Annotated in this window: 14 protein-coding genes and 1 pseudogene; all 15 read right to left on the reverse strand. The window is 36.9% G+C overall.

The genetic code is table 11. From position 1 onward, the window contains the following. Positions 1-586 precede the first annotated feature (586 nt). The 15 genes and pseudogenes from AAEY98_RS08870 to AAEY98_RS08940 all read right to left on the reverse strand — a co-directional run bounded on the left by AAEY98_RS08870 (position 587) and on the right by AAEY98_RS08940 (position 16,635). Positions 587-1,630, reverse strand: a pseudogene (locus AAEY98_RS08870) (IS110 family RNA-guided transposase). A gap of 288 nt (positions 1,631-1,918) precedes the next feature. Continuing rightward, positions 1,919-2,896, reverse strand: coding sequence for a transposase (locus AAEY98_RS08875; protein ID WP_350997762.1), 978 nt, complete (start codon positions 2,894-2,896; stop codon positions 1,919-1,921). 82 nt (positions 2,897-2,978) lie between these two features. Then, complete coding sequence (locus AAEY98_RS08880) at positions 2,979-3,860, reverse strand: hypothetical protein (RefSeq protein WP_351016391.1); 882 nt, start codon at positions 3,858-3,860, stop codon at positions 2,979-2,981. A 62-nt stretch (positions 3,861-3,922) separates the two neighbouring features. Then, positions 3,923-4,351 carry a hypothetical protein gene (locus tag AAEY98_RS08885; protein WP_351016394.1) on the reverse strand — a complete coding sequence of 143 codons (429 nt, stop codon included), beginning with the start codon at positions 4,349-4,351 and terminating at the stop codon, positions 3,923-3,925. 2 nt (positions 4,352-4,353) lie between these two features. Continuing rightward, entirely contained in the window at positions 4,354-8,520 is a 4,167-nt protein-coding gene (locus AAEY98_RS08890; RefSeq protein ID WP_351016396.1) for an IPT/TIG domain-containing protein, read from the reverse strand. Between the two features lie 72 nt (positions 8,521-8,592). Then, a complete protein-coding gene (locus tag AAEY98_RS08895) occupies positions 8,593-9,279 on the reverse strand; it encodes a TadE family protein (protein ID WP_350997779.1) in 687 nt (228 codons plus the stop codon). After that, the gene (locus AAEY98_RS08900) at positions 9,279-9,764 is read right to left on the reverse strand and encodes a tetratricopeptide repeat protein (RefSeq protein WP_350997782.1); all 486 of its coding nucleotides are present in this window, start codon (positions 9,762-9,764) and stop codon (positions 9,279-9,281) included. Before AAEY98_RS08900 ends, AAEY98_RS08895 begins: the two co-directional genes overlap by 1 nt. Beyond that, positions 9,758-10,096 carry a DUF192 domain-containing protein gene (locus AAEY98_RS08905; protein WP_350997785.1) on the reverse strand — a complete coding sequence of 113 codons (339 nt, stop codon included), beginning with the start codon at positions 10,094-10,096 and terminating at the stop codon, positions 9,758-9,760. The genes AAEY98_RS08900 and AAEY98_RS08905 overlap by 7 nt, the downstream gene beginning before the upstream one ends. 1 nt (position 10,097) lies before the next feature. Further along, on the reverse strand, positions 10,098-10,961 hold the full coding sequence (locus tag AAEY98_RS08910; RefSeq protein ID WP_351016398.1) for a type II secretion system F family protein: 864 nt from the start codon (positions 10,959-10,961) through the stop codon (positions 10,098-10,100). An 8-nt stretch (positions 10,962-10,969) separates the two neighbouring features. After that, positions 10,970-11,821 (reverse strand): type II secretion system F family protein, encoded by an 852-nt coding sequence (locus tag AAEY98_RS08915; protein ID WP_351016400.1) that lies wholly within the window; start codon positions 11,819-11,821, stop codon positions 10,970-10,972. Then, the gene (locus AAEY98_RS08920) at positions 11,818-13,539 is read right to left on the reverse strand and encodes a TadA family conjugal transfer-associated ATPase (RefSeq protein WP_351016402.1); all 1,722 of its coding nucleotides are present in this window, start codon (positions 13,537-13,539) and stop codon (positions 11,818-11,820) included. Before AAEY98_RS08920 ends, AAEY98_RS08915 begins: the two co-directional genes overlap by 4 nt. Positions 13,540-13,551: 12 nt before the next feature. Continuing rightward, a complete protein-coding gene (locus AAEY98_RS08925) occupies positions 13,552-14,862 on the reverse strand; it encodes a type II and III secretion system protein family protein (RefSeq protein ID WP_350997796.1) in 1,311 nt (436 codons plus the stop codon). Then, positions 14,859-15,758 carry a Flp pilus assembly protein CpaB gene (cpaB, locus tag AAEY98_RS08930; RefSeq protein ID WP_350997799.1) on the reverse strand — a complete coding sequence of 300 codons (900 nt, stop codon included), beginning with the start codon at positions 15,756-15,758 and terminating at the stop codon, positions 14,859-14,861. The genes AAEY98_RS08925 and cpaB overlap by 4 nt, the downstream gene beginning before the upstream one ends. Before the next feature lie 9 nt (positions 15,759-15,767). Next, the gene (locus tag AAEY98_RS08935; protein ID WP_350997802.1) at positions 15,768-15,962 is read right to left on the reverse strand and encodes a hypothetical protein; all 195 of its coding nucleotides are present in this window, start codon (positions 15,960-15,962) and stop codon (positions 15,768-15,770) included. 1 nt (position 15,963) lies between these two features. Next, positions 15,964-16,635, reverse strand: coding sequence for a hypothetical protein (locus AAEY98_RS08940; RefSeq protein WP_350997805.1), 672 nt, complete (start codon positions 16,633-16,635; stop codon positions 15,964-15,966).

The following is a 16,635-nucleotide window of genomic DNA, read 5'->3' on the forward strand; positions in this document are numbered from 1 at the left end:
CATTAACAATGCCACCCATTTTTATATGTATTAGTTCAATATATATATCAACATTAACAATGCCAACATTAACAATGCCAACATTAACAATGAACATTAACAACATTAACAATGCCACCCATTTTTATATGTATTAGTTCAATATATATATCAACATTAACAATGCCAACATTAACAATGAACATTAACAATGCCATATATGGACGCTCCCGGTGAGTCAAGATAATACTCTGCTCACCGAAGGCTTTTTGGCCTTAGTTTTCTATACAACATTCTCACTCTTATCGTTGCTTTTGATGTGCTCATTTACCGCTAGAAGCTGTTGTACTGCCATATATACGGGCTTAACAGCCAAGCTGCGCCCCTAATGAAATCCGTACCACTGCGCCTGTCAATTGAAACACCCATGCGGATTAGGCTTTCCTATCCTTGGCCTATTCGGGCTAGCACTGGTTGGACTGAGCCATTTCTTCATCGTTCACAACAACCCTGGTGAGTATTTAATGTGCTATCTTGCGGCTCTTATCACCCAGTCGGACTCGGAGTCCTTGGCCAGACCGAGCTCTGCAAGATAGCGACAACAGTGTTAACAAGTAACATGGTTTACACCTTGATTTGCTGCATATTGCGGAGCATAAGGCACTTGTTTTTGTAATAAAATCCATATCAGTCTGGCGAGTCTATGAGCCGTGGCAACCACCGTACTGCAGATGCTTTTTCGGCTTCTTAACTGTGTTATCCAACGGTTTAAATCATCTTGTTTTTTACTCGCATGGCTGACGACGGTTCTGGCGCCATGAATAAGCTGTTTTCGTAAATATCCGTTGCCACGTTTTGTAATACTGCCATTAACACTTCGATGGCCAGAGGCAAATTGCTTAGGGGTTAACCCCAGCCACACCCCCAGTTCTTTAGCAGTATTAAACGCCTGGCCTTTGCCAATTGATGCAACAAACGCTGATGCGATAATGGGGCCGATACCAGGAATACTTAATAAGATTTTGCCATTAGGGTCACGCTCGACAAGCTTTTTTATCAAGGTATTAATTCTGTCTAAACGTTTATTAACACTTTGATATTCATCCCAGAAGTCATTAGCCATCAGTTTAATAATAGGGCGTTGTGACGCATCGTTAATGATGTCCCACATAGCCACTTCAAATGCTTTATAGCCCTGGGCAAAGTAAATCCCAAAATCAACTAATACACCCCTAATTTGATTAGTACAGGCGGTTTTCTCCTTTACTAAACGTTCTCTGACTCAGTGTAACATCAATATTTCTTGCTGCTCTTCGGTTTTCACTGGCACGAAACGAATGTTTGGCCTAAAGCTGGCTTCAAAAATCGCCATTGTGTCATTGTTGTCATTTTTACTGCCTCGCACGAACGGGGTGACATGTTGGGCAGGAATGAGTTTAACGTTATGCCCCATAGCGAGAAACTTACGCCCCCAGTAATGGGATGAATAACAAGCCTCAAAGACCACATCGCAATGGGGTTGTTGCAACATAAACTCAATCAGTTGAGTGCGATTTAAACGTTTATTGAAGACTTGCTTTGCATGGCTATCCATTCCTAAAACTTGGAAAACATTTTTTGCCAAATCAATCGCAATAGTGGTAACTTTCATGGTGGACGCTCCTTAAGTAACTGTATGGTTCAACATCAGTTTGGCGCATTGACGCCGTATTAGGGAGCGTCCATCTCATCACCCATTTTTATAATGAAATAACTTACTGCCTTTTCACTTGAATTACGATAGCCTTTTATGACTATACAAAAACCAAAATATATCCTTTTAAACAGTAAATAAGTTTTTAAACTTGATAATCAGCTTATAGGCCAAAATGAAGGCAACACTAGCAGATTGATACCAACCAAAGTGTAAAATACATTATAGTTTTCTCGATATTAAGCCTTAAGCACACAGCCAGCGCTGGCAATTTGAAGCGCCTTGTCGTCGCTTTCGGTCTAAATGTTCACAATAGTCAGTTAATGCAGGTAAAGCCCCTACTGCGCCTTTGAATAACGCGCCAAACTCGGTAGTAATTTTTAGCCAGTTCTCAGCAGGGATGTTGAGTCTATTAAGAATATCTTGGCTGCTTGAACTAATGGCACCGCGCTTATCTTGTCGAATAATCCTACCAGTATCTTCAACCAGTACGATGTAGTCTTTTACACTGAACATTAACCCATTAGGTATGTTTAAGCGCTCATTACCCACAAAAGGCAATAACGCTGTTGGTTGCTCACCTTTTATCGCTGAATTTATTCGACGCTGAATACTGGTATAGTCTGAGCTTTCGGGTGTGGTGGCCATTTGAGCGCGAATAGGATTCAAATCGACATAGGCCATACAAGCTAACACTGCGGCTTCATCAAGCAACGCTTGAGATTTAAACCTGCCTTCCCAGAATCTTCCGGTGCATTTATCTTCTTTATTGGCCTGTCTGGCTATTGGCTCACTAAGCGAGCGCATAAACCAGCTGATATCAATCAAACGTTTGCGATATTGGATGATACTGTCATTTACCGTCTTTAATTCAAATTCATTCAGGTCTTCACCTTTTACGAACTTATGTGTCAGTAAGGTACCTTTAAAGCCTTTGTGCCACTGAATCAGTACGTCTTTATCTGACCAGTTTTTTGCTTTATCTGCGTCCACTTTAATCACTACATGCAAGTGATTGCTCATGACAACATACGCACAAATATCAATGGCGAAAATTGTCGCTAATTCAATAATACGGGCATCAACCCATTCTCGTCGATGCTCAAAGTTTTCACCTGTTGAGCTATCAAAACCGCACAAAAAAGCCTTACGTACCACACGTGAACAACAGTGATAGTAAGGTGTATCTTCTAAGCTAACGATAGTTTGTCTTGGTCTGGCCATCTTCAAATACCATTTAGGAAGGGTAAATAAAGCGTAGTTGAGTGTTTAATATTTAGCCAACAATTTTGGGTGGCCATGTTATTCACACTCTTGGAATAACAAGTGAATTCTCGCTGATAACAATCTCATTAGGATTCGATATCCCCTGTGTATAATGCTTATCGCAAATGAGCTTTCGCCTTACAGCAGACACAGCTACCCCAAATAATGCAACCACTATGCCCGCTACGATATTATGGCTGGAATAAAGGATAAACAGGGCGGCCATAAAACTAATATAACTTGAAGCCCAGACTTGATGAAAGTATTGCCGAGGTAAAGGCAGCATAAACAGTGTGACGGGGTATTGTAATTTTATCGGGTCGTTAAATAGCTTAATCCCAATAAAGGCTTTTACGGTATCTTGGTCGAGCGGAACTGAACTAAAGGTTGGCCAATCTTTACGGCTAACGCTATCAAATTGACCGACAACATTAATCCCCTGCGACATTAACTCTTTTCGACATTGTTGCACCAATGTGGGCAACTTATGTTGCTTCACTTTTAACAATATCGATATCGGTTCAGGAAATGGAGCTTGTTGACTCTCTTTAACATGCAAAATCACTTTATAAGTATTATGCACTTCTTTTAACTCAATATTTTTTATTATTGAGTAATCAACATCTTGTTGTTGAAGGGAATAAATGGATTTCCTCCCTAACTTGAAACCATGGAACTGTATTAACACATTGCGTGAGGCATCAAAACACCATCGACATTGATAACTAAACGCTACCAACATCGACAATATACTGAGCATTAAACGCCCGACAGTTTCAGCCGAAAAAGAAAAAACACTTACCGCCAACACCACATAAATCAGATTAAAGCATATAAAAATCCACTTTATTTTTTCAACAGCTGACACAATTGAAAATGATGACGCGGTAATCAATAACGTCCCTGTTAACTTGTTAAACATCCTATTCCTTAATCGACTTACACTTTTTCATTTTGCTGTAGATCTTATTAATATACTTAATATTAACGAGGTCGTAGTTTCCAATGATTACCTTCTAAACGGGTAAATGTACAACCTGAGTTACCATGGCCTTTGCCATTATTAAATGAATATATGTAATCGACACCAGCAAAGTTTTGGTCTTCTAAGTTCACTATGACAATGCTTTCCAATGTATAAGCCTCTTCACCGACTTCTCGCTCATAGTTCTTTACGTAAGTAGAGAAACCTTTAGCTAAACGAGGATGCTCATGCAATGACGGATCGATAAAAGTTTTGAATAACTCAATATCGTTGGTTTTTAGTATTTCCCTATAAATCTTACATTTATCAAGAAAAATATTATCGGTATTACTGTTCGCAACAAAATTATAATTATTATCATCTGCATACGATTCATATGACAAGCTAACGAGCAAAGCCAATATTAGCGACTTAACTACAATATTCATGATTATTCTTCCCACATTACAATTGTTTGGCTGGTTGTTGGATCGAAGTACCTACAATTCACCGGATTAGAAGCTGACTCTGACTTAACATTTAATCTAAGTTTAGTAGAAAACTGGCTTCCAGGTTCGAAATCTACTTTAGCAGATGTAATACCACTAACCACATCTACATTATTTGAAAAACAAACATAATATGTCGCCCGAGAGTCGGGAACTGTAATACCTACAAGCTCGAAGTCTACCTCTCCTGGTGGTAAAGTTAATTTCTTTGTACGTTTAGTTTGACCTGCTGTTGATTCATCAACCGCAACGTTATTTACCAGAACTTGAAAGCTATCGTCTGTTTCGTTACCATTATCACCAAAAGTAAATATCATCTCAGTAGAGCTTATGACAATATTACTAACTACCTCTTTATTATCAACCAAAACATAGACATTACCAGAAACAGCGCTAGAAGGTACCAATACAGTAAGCTTATTCGCTGTTGATTTTACTATCCTAGCAGATATCTTATTATTCAATTTATCAACAAAATAAACCTCATTGTTACTAGGTGTATCTGAAAAACCTAAGCCTGTAATAATCACTTCACTATTAATAAATGCTGGTTGCGGTGTTATCTTATCGATTTTTAAACCATCACCAAAAGTAAGAAATTGTGGTTTCGACTGTTGAACTTCACTATTCGCGATATCCCCTGAAAATTCAAGTTCTACTGTCACTTTGGAATCAATTGTCATTTTAGATAAATATGTTGGTGGCATATATATTTTCGCTTCAGTACATAGGTTATTCACTCGATAAGAATTATATAGTTCCCCTCGATTCTCAATAACTAATGTTGTCATTTCACCTGTCGTTTTATCATGAAACTTTATCACCGGATAAGTAGGATCTCCAGCCCAATCCGTAACAGGACAAATACCAATACCTATTATCTTTAACTCAACCAAATCATTTTCTTTTATTTGAATCACTCCTGGATCCATGGCTACAATACGTAATCCCCAAGTAACTCTATATTCATACTTTTGATTTAATGTAAATAAATGATACCAAGCCTCTGCAGCATCAGCCCCATTATTAATTAATTCTAAAACCTCAATAACTCTAATGGCTTGACCATAATATGGAATAAAACTTTCAAGAATCTTATCCCTTATGGCTGTTGAAATATCTTTAAGTAAATCGGCTAAATCAAAACCTGCTGCTGAATAAATTGCAGTAAAAACAGGTCCTAACTTTAGTGATTTTAAAGCATTAGTTTCTGCATCCATAACCTTAGTTAGTTCATTAATAATATCTTTTTCTTCTGCAGGAGTAACTTTTCCATCTTTAAATGCATCATGTATAGAGTCCATTACATTAGGAAGTACAGATATAAATATTTCGGTTATATGTTTAGCCATTTCAGGCTTGGATGGATCTCGAACGTATCCATCCGAGCCAATTCCTTGCTTATTACTATCTTTAGATGTTGCTTTAGTAATAATCTCTGAAATTGACTTAAAAGTAGGCCAAATTGCTCTATCGATTAAATTTCTAATAAATAAATTCTTTGCAACATTTTTTTTTGTTGCATCAGTTAATTCTTCACCATTAGGTCCTGGAGTAATTACTTCAATTAAACAGTCTTGGTATTTACACACATCTAAGTCAGTATCTTTCGACCAATAAGCAATTGAAAATGCAGTATAGTTGACAGGAGCAATCATATCGCGGTCAAGAAAAGAATCAATATGACTATAAGTCTTACTTGTTTTGTTATTTGACGGATCTATACCAACTGCTGGCGAGGTTTGAACGTCTAAATTACTATTAATTTTATATACAGCTGCACTCAAATACATCTGAGTGCTATTTTGCAATTCTGTATAGCCATCATAATCGAAAAAATCTGTAATACCCTTTCTTGTGGGTTCAACTTTGATACCGTCTTGTGACTCTGCGGGTGTGATTACAGGTCTTTGAGGATCAGAAGCTGAAGACTTACCAACTATCGCGCTTTCTATATAATTCTTAAAACTGCTTTTGTGTTCTGGTGAATTGGATGTCTGTGTTAATAATTGTTTTAATTCTTCATTTACATCATAAATTTTAGCCGCTATAGCCATATTACCTAAATCTAATGTAGCATCTATATCTGTACTTATACCAGCCAACACATACTCTTCAAGAGAATGATAACTTGACAACTGTGGAAGTAACTCTAACGCTTCAATGACTTGTGCTTCTGTTTTATCCTGAATAAAGCTAGTCAAAGCCATAGCCTTAATAGTTGAATCTAAACTAACATTAATTTGCGATTCAGAAGGTAACATTATAGTACGCAATATACTGATGCCATTAGAATTTGTTATCAGCAAAGTATCGGGTTGCGCACTATTAAATGGATATGCATAACCTTGAATATTACTTAGTTCAACAAATGATTTATCAACCATTGATAAGCGAAACGGTCCAACTACATTTTGATATTGTGCCGGTATATCAATTACAACATTTTGATTTTTAGTTATAATCAATAAGCTCGGTTCACTTGTACCATATTGATTCTTTAGATAAATATTAGACGTTAAAGCTAACTCAGGTATTATAAACTGTGCAGAGTTTGAGCTAAGTATACTCAGTTGGATTTCTTGATCATTAATAACTACATTTGTGCCTGCCGATAAATTCTCACCAACGATACTAATAACTTGCCCTGATTCTGTAGAAGTTGGGGTAAACGTATACAACTGTGGGTTTAGTGGATCCAGCAATCTAACACGTATTTTTTCTGTTCTCTTACCATCAATAACAAGAAATAATTCTACATATTCCCCGCCAAACGCAATATCACCATAATCAGGTACAACAAATTCAATTTTATTTTCTGAAGCAACGTTAACCTTTATATTTGACATTTTCCCATTTGCATCATCCTTACTTAAAACAACAAAAGCTTCACTTGATAAATTTAAGTTTTCGCCATTAATAACTACAGGGTTAAATGCAGAGATTTTGTTTATTGCATAGCTACCATTAATATTTAATTGGACATTTAGTATTTTTGGTGAAGTAGCACTTTCTCTATCAAATGTTAACAAAGCGATTTTACTTTCTATATCATTTATATCTAAAAGCAGATCACCATCATCATCGATATCAGCATAGTCGGGTATATTATCTCCATCGGTATCTTGCAGGTACCCTATAGAATCATCAAAATCATCTTTATCATAAACATTATTATTATCACTATCTAAATCTACAAAATTTGGATAATTATCTCCATCAAAATTCGTTGTAGATTCTAATAAATCCAAAATACCATCATCATCAGAATCACTATCTAACCAGTTAGGAATATTATCCGAGTCGACATCGATATCACGTAAATATTGATTTTTAAAGACATGATATTCATTACCATCAAGAATATTATCTTTATCTGTATCTTGTATATTAGGATTCATAGCTAAGGCAACTTCTAATTCATCAGCAACGCCATCACTATCTTGATCAACGAATGACTCTAATAAATATGTAAAACCTACATCACTATTCCCATTATAGTCAGTCACACTTATATTATAATTCCCAGCACCTTCAGGTTTAAAAGATATTGCGTAACCTATTCGGCCAACCACATCAATAGCTAAACTTGGCGCTTGAAGAACAATACCATCATCATTTATGATAACTATTCTTGGTTTGAATTTAGGCTCATCTTTATAAAGCATAAAACTAAAAATATTTTCTGCGACAATATCCTCACTTGATACGGTGAACTTAAAATCATCGATATCACGTGAATCACTTATGGATCCTTGAATCCGAAATGGAATACGACCTGCTAGATTTGCTTGAGCAACATTATTATTAAACTCTTCCTCATAAACCAATTCGTATTCAGATCGACTCGCATCAAACGGATAATCATCTTGCTCATCTGGCACGCCATCACCATCTTCATCCTTGTTTTCCCAGGTACCGACAAACTCGACAGGATCAGTAGGATCAACCGGATCCGTTGGGTCGATAGGATCTGTTGGATCAACCGGATCTACCGGAGTGGGCACCACAACGCCAACGCCTTCCCCTTCCTCTAGCTCACTATTACAACCACTCATTCCTACGCTGGCAGCTAATAAAATAGCTAACCAAAGTGCATTATGTTTCATTGAATATATCCCTATATAAATCCATTTTTTCAATTTTTATTGACTGTTATGTCAAGTTCATCTTTATTTCAATTACAATCTAAAAGGTGTTTGCATTCGCATTAACCCTTGCGAAACCATTGCTAAATAACTATCACCTGTTGCTTGCCCAAGCGCGTTGCAAACAAGTTGTTCTGGACCGGGTAAGTACAGTGCCGACGTTATAATTTCTTCAATAACATAATTAGCAAATGGGACTATCAATTTTTGACACCATCTGACTTCTATCTGTAATAAATTGGCATCTTGTACATTTAACTTTCTACCTTGCCCTAAATCTTTTAATGCCGGATTTCGGTACATTAAATTATTATTAGGTATTTCATAAAGATTGCCTTGGGGATATCTCACCCTCACTTTAAACTCATCAAAAGCGGTTCTATCTGGGCTTAAAATAGTAATATCGCTTTGTAATGCTACTGCCACTTTTGATTTTGCAACAGCCTCTAGAGTGTCAGAAATATCAGTCCCATGGGCAAATAAAGGCATCATCCCCTGAGCAAGCCCATTACGAATTTCATTGATATTACCGTTGTGCAGCGTGCCTGCCCTAACAGCATTAATTGTGGCCGCATTTAGGGTACTTTTGGCTGAATATATAAAGGCCCATTGTACAATTAGCATCATGGTGACTAAAACGATTGGCATTAAAAAAGGCACAGCAAGGCTAAACTCAACCATACTTTGACCTTTCTGATTTTGAAAAATTATGCGTTTCATTATAACGACGCTTCGATTTGCTGATCGGGTTTGCGAGGCTCTCTCTGTAATTGATTAAGCGCATTTAATAATGCTTGTATTTGTTTGCCAATCGGCGAGTTAATATCACCATGTTTGGTTGCTGCCGATAACGCTTCGGTTGACTGCTTAATTCTAACCAGACTTATATTATAAAATGCTTTTTGATTATCAGGTTCAAACTCTAAACTTTTTGAATAAGCTGCTATTGCTGCGTCATGACGACCAGTTCGAGTATAAATATTACCTAAACGGAACCATGCTGGAGCATAGTTAGGCACACTAGCTAATACTTCAAAGTACAGACTTTCTGCTTTGTCTAACATCGCCATTTTATAAGCACGTTCCGCATTCGCTTGAATTTGCATTATTTGCTGATTACCTTCTGGTACATCTGTTTTTGTAGTTGTACAACCACTTAAACCCAAAAATAATAAAGCTACAATGAATGATAGTTGTCTTACCATGACAATGAATCTCCTATTGAAATATTGTTGTATTGAGCACTTCCCGACGCCAGTTCTAGTACTTTTTTTGACCGAAAACAGCTGACCATTCTAGTTGGCTTTACTGATGGTTTAATTTTGATAACTTGATTTTGTTTGTTTAAAAAAATGACATCAATATCAAACTTCATCCCTACGGTATGTACTGAGTTACAAGGGCTAATCAGTAAACCTTGTTGCATCGTTAGCCCTTTTTTACCTAAAAGGCCTTTTAATCTGTTAAGGGTTTTATCTGCCAAAGCAACACTATCAATAATGCTGCCTTTGTCGCTTTTAATACTAATAAAATCCATTTTATAGCTCATACATAAATTTCATGGCGATTGGAAAAGCTAGTATCATGAAAGTGACGGGGAAAATAAATATGACTAGAGGAAACACTAACTTAACCGGCGCTTCAAGAGCCTTCTTCTCGGCACGCTGAAAACGCTCAACACGTCGTTGATCTGATTGAATGCGTAATGTGTGACCTAAACTTGCACCGGTTCTTTCTGCTTGAGCAAGTGCGCTCACAAGGCTATTTACTTCGGTAATTTGTACACGCTCGGCCATGTTTCTAAAAGATTGCGCTCTTGACATACCTGCACGCATATCGCGGATCACTTTCTCTAATTCTATACGTAACGGTCCGGCTGGACCACGGTCTACGGCTTGTGACAACGCCCCAGTCATATTTAACCCTGCCTCAATAGCCATGGTCAAATAATCTAAATAAACAGGCAGCGATTTGACGATCAGGCCTTGACGCTTTTTCCGTAAATCATTTAAGGTTAATACAGGTAAAAAGTAACCAAAAACAACAGAAAAAATTAAGTAATTAGTTTCCAAACTCTCCAATAATATACCGCAAAATATTGTTAACCCGAGAGAAAAAAGTGTACTTAATACCCTTATGGCAAAATATTGTTCAGCGGTCATTATGTATGACAGCCCAGAGATTTGCAGTTTTTTTGAAACACGCTCTAGATAATCAACACTTAAATTTTCACTTATATAAAAAGCGAAAATTTTCACCAAAGGCCAAATCAATTTTAGCCCTGGTGATAGTGGATCCATAAATTCACGATTATCGTTGGGCACTTTTCGATAAATTCGAATACAACTAACGACCAAAAAAATAATGGCTATTGTGTAACACGCTACAATAATATTAACCATAATATTCCCTATACATCTATTGTAACAATCTTTCGGATTGACATATAACCAGCAAATAACATGATGGTGATAAGCGCAATTAACGCCCACCCCATTGGCTCTGTTAATATACGCCCCATTGATGATGGTTCCATTTGATATAGCACTAAGCCAATAAAGACAGGTAATAACGTCATTACCACACCTTGCATTTTACCTTGTGAGGTTAATGCATCAATTTTACCTTCCATCTCAATTTTTCTTCGCAGGGTATCTGAAAGTCTGAGTAAAACTTCAGCTAAGTTGCCACCAATCTCTCTTGATATTTGCATACCTGCTGTAACAAGTTGAAATTCATCTTCAGGAATTCTCACCAGCATATTGTCTAACGCTTTATTAAACTCAACACCAAGCCTTTGCTCACGAAGAAACAACTGAAACTCTTGCTTTGATGGTGACTCCATTTCTTCAGCCATAAATTCAATTGCGCTAGTAACGTTAGCCCCAGATTGCATGGAGGTAGCAACCATATTGAGCGAGTCAGGTAGTTGGTGTACAAACTTTCTACGACGTCTTTTATGTAGATACTTATAAGCAAACCGGGGTAACAGAGCCAGAGATATACTTAATAAAAGGCCTAAAACCCATGTACCCAGAAAAAGCCTAAACAGAATAGGCAGCGATAAAAGGGTTATCATATTCACGATAAACAGCTGTTTAGGTTCAATGAATAAAAACATTTCTGTCAGATTCGTTTTTGCAGACGAGGTAAATGTCTGGTGATAGTTCAATGCAAATCTTTCGGATAAATGCTTTAAAGACCAAACCAATAAGGCGATTGAAATAAATGCTAAAGAAGCTGCAAGTATAATTATTGTCATTTACGGCCTCCGGTATCAAAAATATCCAATTTAATCTTTACACCTCGTTTTTGTAGCTGCTCATAAAACTCTGGCACTGTGCCTGTTGCAGTATAAAAACCTTCAATTTTACCTTCAGTATTAAAACCTGTTTGCTGAAATTTAAAAATTTCAGATAACTGAACAACACTTCCTTCTAGTCCTGTTAATTCGCATATGCTTGTCACTCTTCTTGAGCCATCAGAAAAACGAGATTGCTGTACAATAATATTAACAGCTGAGGTAATTTGCTCACGAATCGCTAATATAGGTAAATCCATACCGGCCATCATCACCATAACCTCTAATCGTGAAACACAGTCACGAGGAGAGTTAGAGTGTGCTGTGGTCAATGAACCATCATGGCCAGTGTTCATTGCCTGAAGCATATCGAGAGCTTCACCACCTCGACATTCCCCAATAACCACTCTGTCTGGACGCATACGTAAGCAGTTTTTAACTAAATCCCTAATTTCTACCGCTCCTTTCCCTTCTTGGTTGGGTGGACGGGCTTCTAATGAAACAAGGTTTGGCTGATATAGTTGCAGTTCAGCGGCATCTTCTACCGTTACAATCCGCTCATTATCGGGGATAAAGTTAGATAAAACGTTCAACAACGTTGTTTTACCTGAACCAGTACCACCAGAAATAACAATATTTCTTTTTTGCTTAACGGCCATTTCTAAAAATGCAGCCATCGGCTGGTTCATTGAACCAAAGTTAACTAAATCATTGCAGCTAAGTCTTTTCTGCATAAATTTACGAATGGTAATACATGGACCTTTTAGGGCTAATGGAGGTATTACCGCATTAACACGAGAGCCATCCTTTAACCTTGCATCAACCATTGGTGAACTTTCATCAATTCGACGCCCAATAGGTGTTACGATTCTTTCTATTGCTCCTAAAACCGCCTGATCATCTGAAAAAGAAATATCAGATAAAAATAAATTACCTGCTTTTTCATAAAAAATTTGATCATGGCTGTTAACCATAATCTCGGTAACATCGGGATCGGCAATTAAACTCTCTAATGGCCCTAAACCGATGGTCTCGTCTAAGACTTCCTTAATCAGCGAGTCGACTTCTATTTCGTCAGGAAGAGTCATAGATGCAATAATCTGCTCTATCAATTTGGAACTTTGGATTCTTAATTCATCGTCACTCATTTCGTTGACATTCACGCGCCTTAAATCCATCAATTTTAGTAGTTCTCGATGAACTTTACGTCTGCATTCATTTCTAACTTTAATTCTTTGAATTAATTCATCTGACGCAATAGCCTCACGATTAAGTGTAGTTTGTTTATCTAACTCGTTAACTTGAGCTATTTCGGAATCTATAATACTGCTATCCGTTAGGCTTAGGTCTTCATTATGATAAGTTTCAGATGTAATTGTTTTAGGATCAGATGATTGCACTCTAATGATATAATCACCAATTTGTACTTTGTCGATTAGAGATAAAGGGCCAAATTCTTTTTGCTTTTCATCATTTACTTTTAAGCCTGTGCGGCTTTGATTATCAGAGACAAATATACCAATCTCATTCTGCGATAGCGTGGCATGATGCTTTGATACTTTAAACCCACGGAGTTGTATCAGTTGTCCATTATCTTTGCCCACATGACATTCTGAATGTATGCATTGAAACTCACCAACTTTAGTACCTTTAGTTGTACTCACTATTACGTTAAACATCTGTAAATCCTTTTAATCTAAGATATAAAACGCTTCAAGTTTGGACGCTTCATCAGTTAACTCCACACCTCTGGCTAACTGTGCGTCATGACTTTCTTCACCTGGATACACTATCGTGGGTGTAACAAAAATAACTAGTTCACTTTTCTTTTCTCTAAAATCTCTCGATTTAAATAATTCACCGAGGATAGGGATTTCACCCAGAAAAGGAAATTTACTGACTGATTTTGACATTTCACTACTCACTAAACCAGAGATCACAATCGTTTCATTATTTTTGACATTAATGACCGATTCAGTCTTACGGGTGAGTAAGCCAGGGATGCTCCCAATTGATACAGAAGGATCAATTGAGCTGACCTCGGCCATTACTCTACTCACAATATTTTGGTTCTCGTCTACCACGGGTTCGATATCTAACTTGATACCATACTCTTTAAACTCAACATCTACGGCACCAAGTCCACTCACACTTTGAATAGGAAACTCCCCCCCGGCTAAAAATGATGCAGTTTCACCGCTGCGAGTAGTGAGATTAGGTTCAGCAAGCATTCTTGCATCACCTTTTTGTGCTAATAATTGAATTTGCGAGCTTATACCTGTCACTACCCCAAAATAACTCCAACTACGATTATCTAGTACTCCAATACTTTCTGTGACAGCACTTGAGATTTGATCAACGAACTGACCAGAAGAGGCAACACTAAAAATTGGATTCGCTGTAAAAGCTTTTGCGGCACCATATGCAGGACCAGCCATAACTGAATCCCATTTTATGCCGATATTATTCAAGGTCGATTTGTTAAATTCAACAATTTTGACTTGCATTCTCACCATAGGAGCAATTGCAGTGGCATATTTTGCATACTTGACTAGTGAGACTATATTCGGGCTTGCCTCAAATATTTTCTCTAACTGTTCCTTTTGATTAAGATCGGCTTCACCTTGAACAATAATCAAGCCATCATTTTCACTAACTTGCAAAGCAGGAAAAGCCGCTAACATTTTCTTGATAGTCGCTGACGTTTTTAATGAGTTGTCAGGCGTTACCGTGACACTTAATTTAATAACATTACCGGACTTTTGCCATATTTGTAAATCAGTGTCTCCAGCTGACTCACCAATAATAATAAGACCGTTATTATCGACAACTTTAGTGCTAATCACGCTACCATTACCGACCACTATCCTTTCAATATTTTTGGCTTTATATAATTCTACGGCACCTACATATAACTTAAATGGGGTATTGTTATGCGCAGACGCTAACGGTGATGTAAAAATACAAATAAAAAAAACAAAAATTAAATTTAATGATTTCATAGTGATAAATTATTCTTATATTGATTTAATTGCTCAAGCATTTCTTTAGGAAGAGGATAGCTTTGAGTCGTTGTTTTAATTCCGCTACCGCCAATAATCATTTCAACATTATTTTCAGCAGTATCATTATTAACAACATTAAATATTTGACTTTCCTTTAATGAAACAAACTCTAAAGGCTTATCTTCTACTTGATTACGCAGCAAAGTCACAAACTTGCCTTTATTTCTCGCTAAAGAAACTCTCGCAGCATCTTCTACCGATAATGCCAGTGTTACAGTATTGTAAGCATTCGGGTTATCATAAAACGTATCGACTAATTCAGGGTTGATGTCTAAGCTTCTACGACCAGCTGCTAGCACAACCACATTTTCAATAAGCAATTGCAGTTTTTCTGTTTCTTGCTCATCTTTATCGTCTTTAAAGGCTAATAATAAATCGATGTGGTCAGCCGGTACTAACATTCCTGCTGTTGAGTTAATTTCATCTATATTAATTGTAACCGCACGCTCACCTTCTTTAAGTAAATCCGAAAATTGTTTTGCGTGCATACCTGGCAAATATGTCGATATTAGAGGCCTTCCCTCACTCATAGGTGCCAATAACATTTGTCCTACCACTAAATCAAACTGTGAAGGATGCACGGCGTCTAAAGGTAAAATATCTGCCCGAACTCTTCTTACTGACATATTGTCTTGCGATACAACATCACCTTTTCGTAATTCTTGCGTTGCGACAACTACGTCAGCCATTACGATATTATCATTCGAAAGCTCATCTCTAAGCTGCTGTTCTTTAGTAATAAAGTAATTTTTTGTTGCCCAAGCTGAAACACCACCTAGCACAATAGCTATAATCAGTAAAATCCAGTTGAAATCTATAGATTTAAATCGCATTTCCTATCCCTAGTTATAATCTGGTAATGTTGACATTGATTTATTGTATGCAAATGCGCTATACCACTCTTTTAATGATTCAGCACAATTATCGATTACACTTTTATCATTTTCTAATGGAGTAAATAATGCAGCGACTAATGCTGCACATACAATTAAATATTCAACACTCGATTGTCCTTTATTATATGTATATCTTGTCATTTCATAGTCCATCCATGACTTGGTTGAACACTACATTTACATTTTCACTTTTTTTGTTAAAACTGATATCAACCGTATTAGCTCCATTACTCATCATTAAAACCGCTTTTCCTGAATTAACATCTAGAATGCCAGTATTTTCGCTCCAACCAAGTCGTTGAAAATATCTTCGATAGTAATGGTAATTTTCTGAAATGCTCCTTTTGTTTTGTAAAATTACTGTTCTACCGTTTTTAAATAAATCTTTCGACTTAATATCAGAAATTATATTCGAGTTAAGTGGTGATGGAAATTGATCAGCGCTAATATTATTGGAACTTGCTTCAATATTTTGTGTTATGCCAACTAAAACAGTCACACCATCATATTCCTTCTTAATTCGAGCTGTCAGTAAAAAAGGATCTTGCAGACTATTAATGACATAATCACTGCCTAGTTTTTGCTCGTCAAACTTATCGCTTTTACTCTTCCATTGCTTTTTAAAAAATGCTGCGGTTAACATTTGACTCGCATTATCTTTAACAATCCAAGTTTTAGTTGGATACCCATACATTTTAATGTCTTCTGCAACAATTTCTACAACCGCGCCTTCCGGAAACTCGATATCAGGCCATTCAACACTGATGCATATAGAAGGTATGCATAATAGAAGGAGAGTGAATAACTTATTCAT

The organism is Shewanella sp. AC91-MNA-CIBAN-0169 (genome assembly GCF_040310165.1).
GTDB lineage: Bacteria > Pseudomonadota > Gammaproteobacteria > Enterobacterales > Shewanellaceae > Shewanella.

Coding starts and splice junctions, on each gene's coding strand:
- AAEY98_RS08920 (WP_351016402.1), bottom strand. CDS start 13,539: ATGTTTAACGTAATAGTGAGTACAACTAAAGGTACTAAAGTTGGTGAG.
- AAEY98_RS08885 (WP_351016394.1), bottom strand. CDS start 4,351: ATGAATATTGTAGTTAAGTCGCTAATATTGGCTTTGCTCGTTAGCTTG.
- AAEY98_RS08880 (WP_351016391.1), bottom strand. CDS start 3,860: ATGTTTAACAAGTTAACAGGGACGTTATTGATTACCGCGTCATCATTT.
- AAEY98_RS08900 (WP_350997782.1), bottom strand. CDS start 9,764: ATGGTAAGACAACTATCATTCATTGTAGCTTTATTATTTTTGGGTTTA.
- AAEY98_RS08940 (WP_350997805.1), bottom strand. CDS start 16,635: ATGAATAAGTTATTCACTCTCCTTCTATTATGCATACCTTCTATATGC.
- AAEY98_RS08925 (WP_350997796.1), bottom strand. CDS start 14,862: ATGAAATCATTAAATTTAATTTTTGTTTTTTTTATTTGTATTTTTACA.
- cpaB (WP_350997799.1), bottom strand. CDS start 15,758: ATGCGATTTAAATCTATAGATTTCAACTGGATTTTACTGATTATAGCT.
- AAEY98_RS08910 (WP_351016398.1), bottom strand. CDS start 10,961: ATGGTTAATATTATTGTAGCGTGTTACACAATAGCCATTATTTTTTTG.
- AAEY98_RS08915 (WP_351016400.1), bottom strand. CDS start 11,821: ATGACAATAATTATACTTGCAGCTTCTTTAGCATTTATTTCAATCGCC.
- AAEY98_RS08905 (WP_350997785.1), bottom strand. CDS start 10,096: ATGGATTTTATTAGTATTAAAAGCGACAAAGGCAGCATTATTGATAGT.
- AAEY98_RS08875 (WP_350997762.1), bottom strand. CDS start 2,896: ATGGCCAGACCAAGACAAACTATCGTTAGCTTAGAAGATACACCTTAC.
- AAEY98_RS08895 (WP_350997779.1), bottom strand. CDS start 9,279: ATGAAACGCATAATTTTTCAAAATCAGAAAGGTCAAAGTATGGTTGAG.
- AAEY98_RS08890 (WP_351016396.1), bottom strand. CDS start 8,520: ATGAAACATAATGCACTTTGGTTAGCTATTTTATTAGCTGCCAGCGTA.
- AAEY98_RS08935 (WP_350997802.1), bottom strand. CDS start 15,962: ATGACAAGATATACATATAATAAAGGACAATCGAGTGTTGAATATTTA.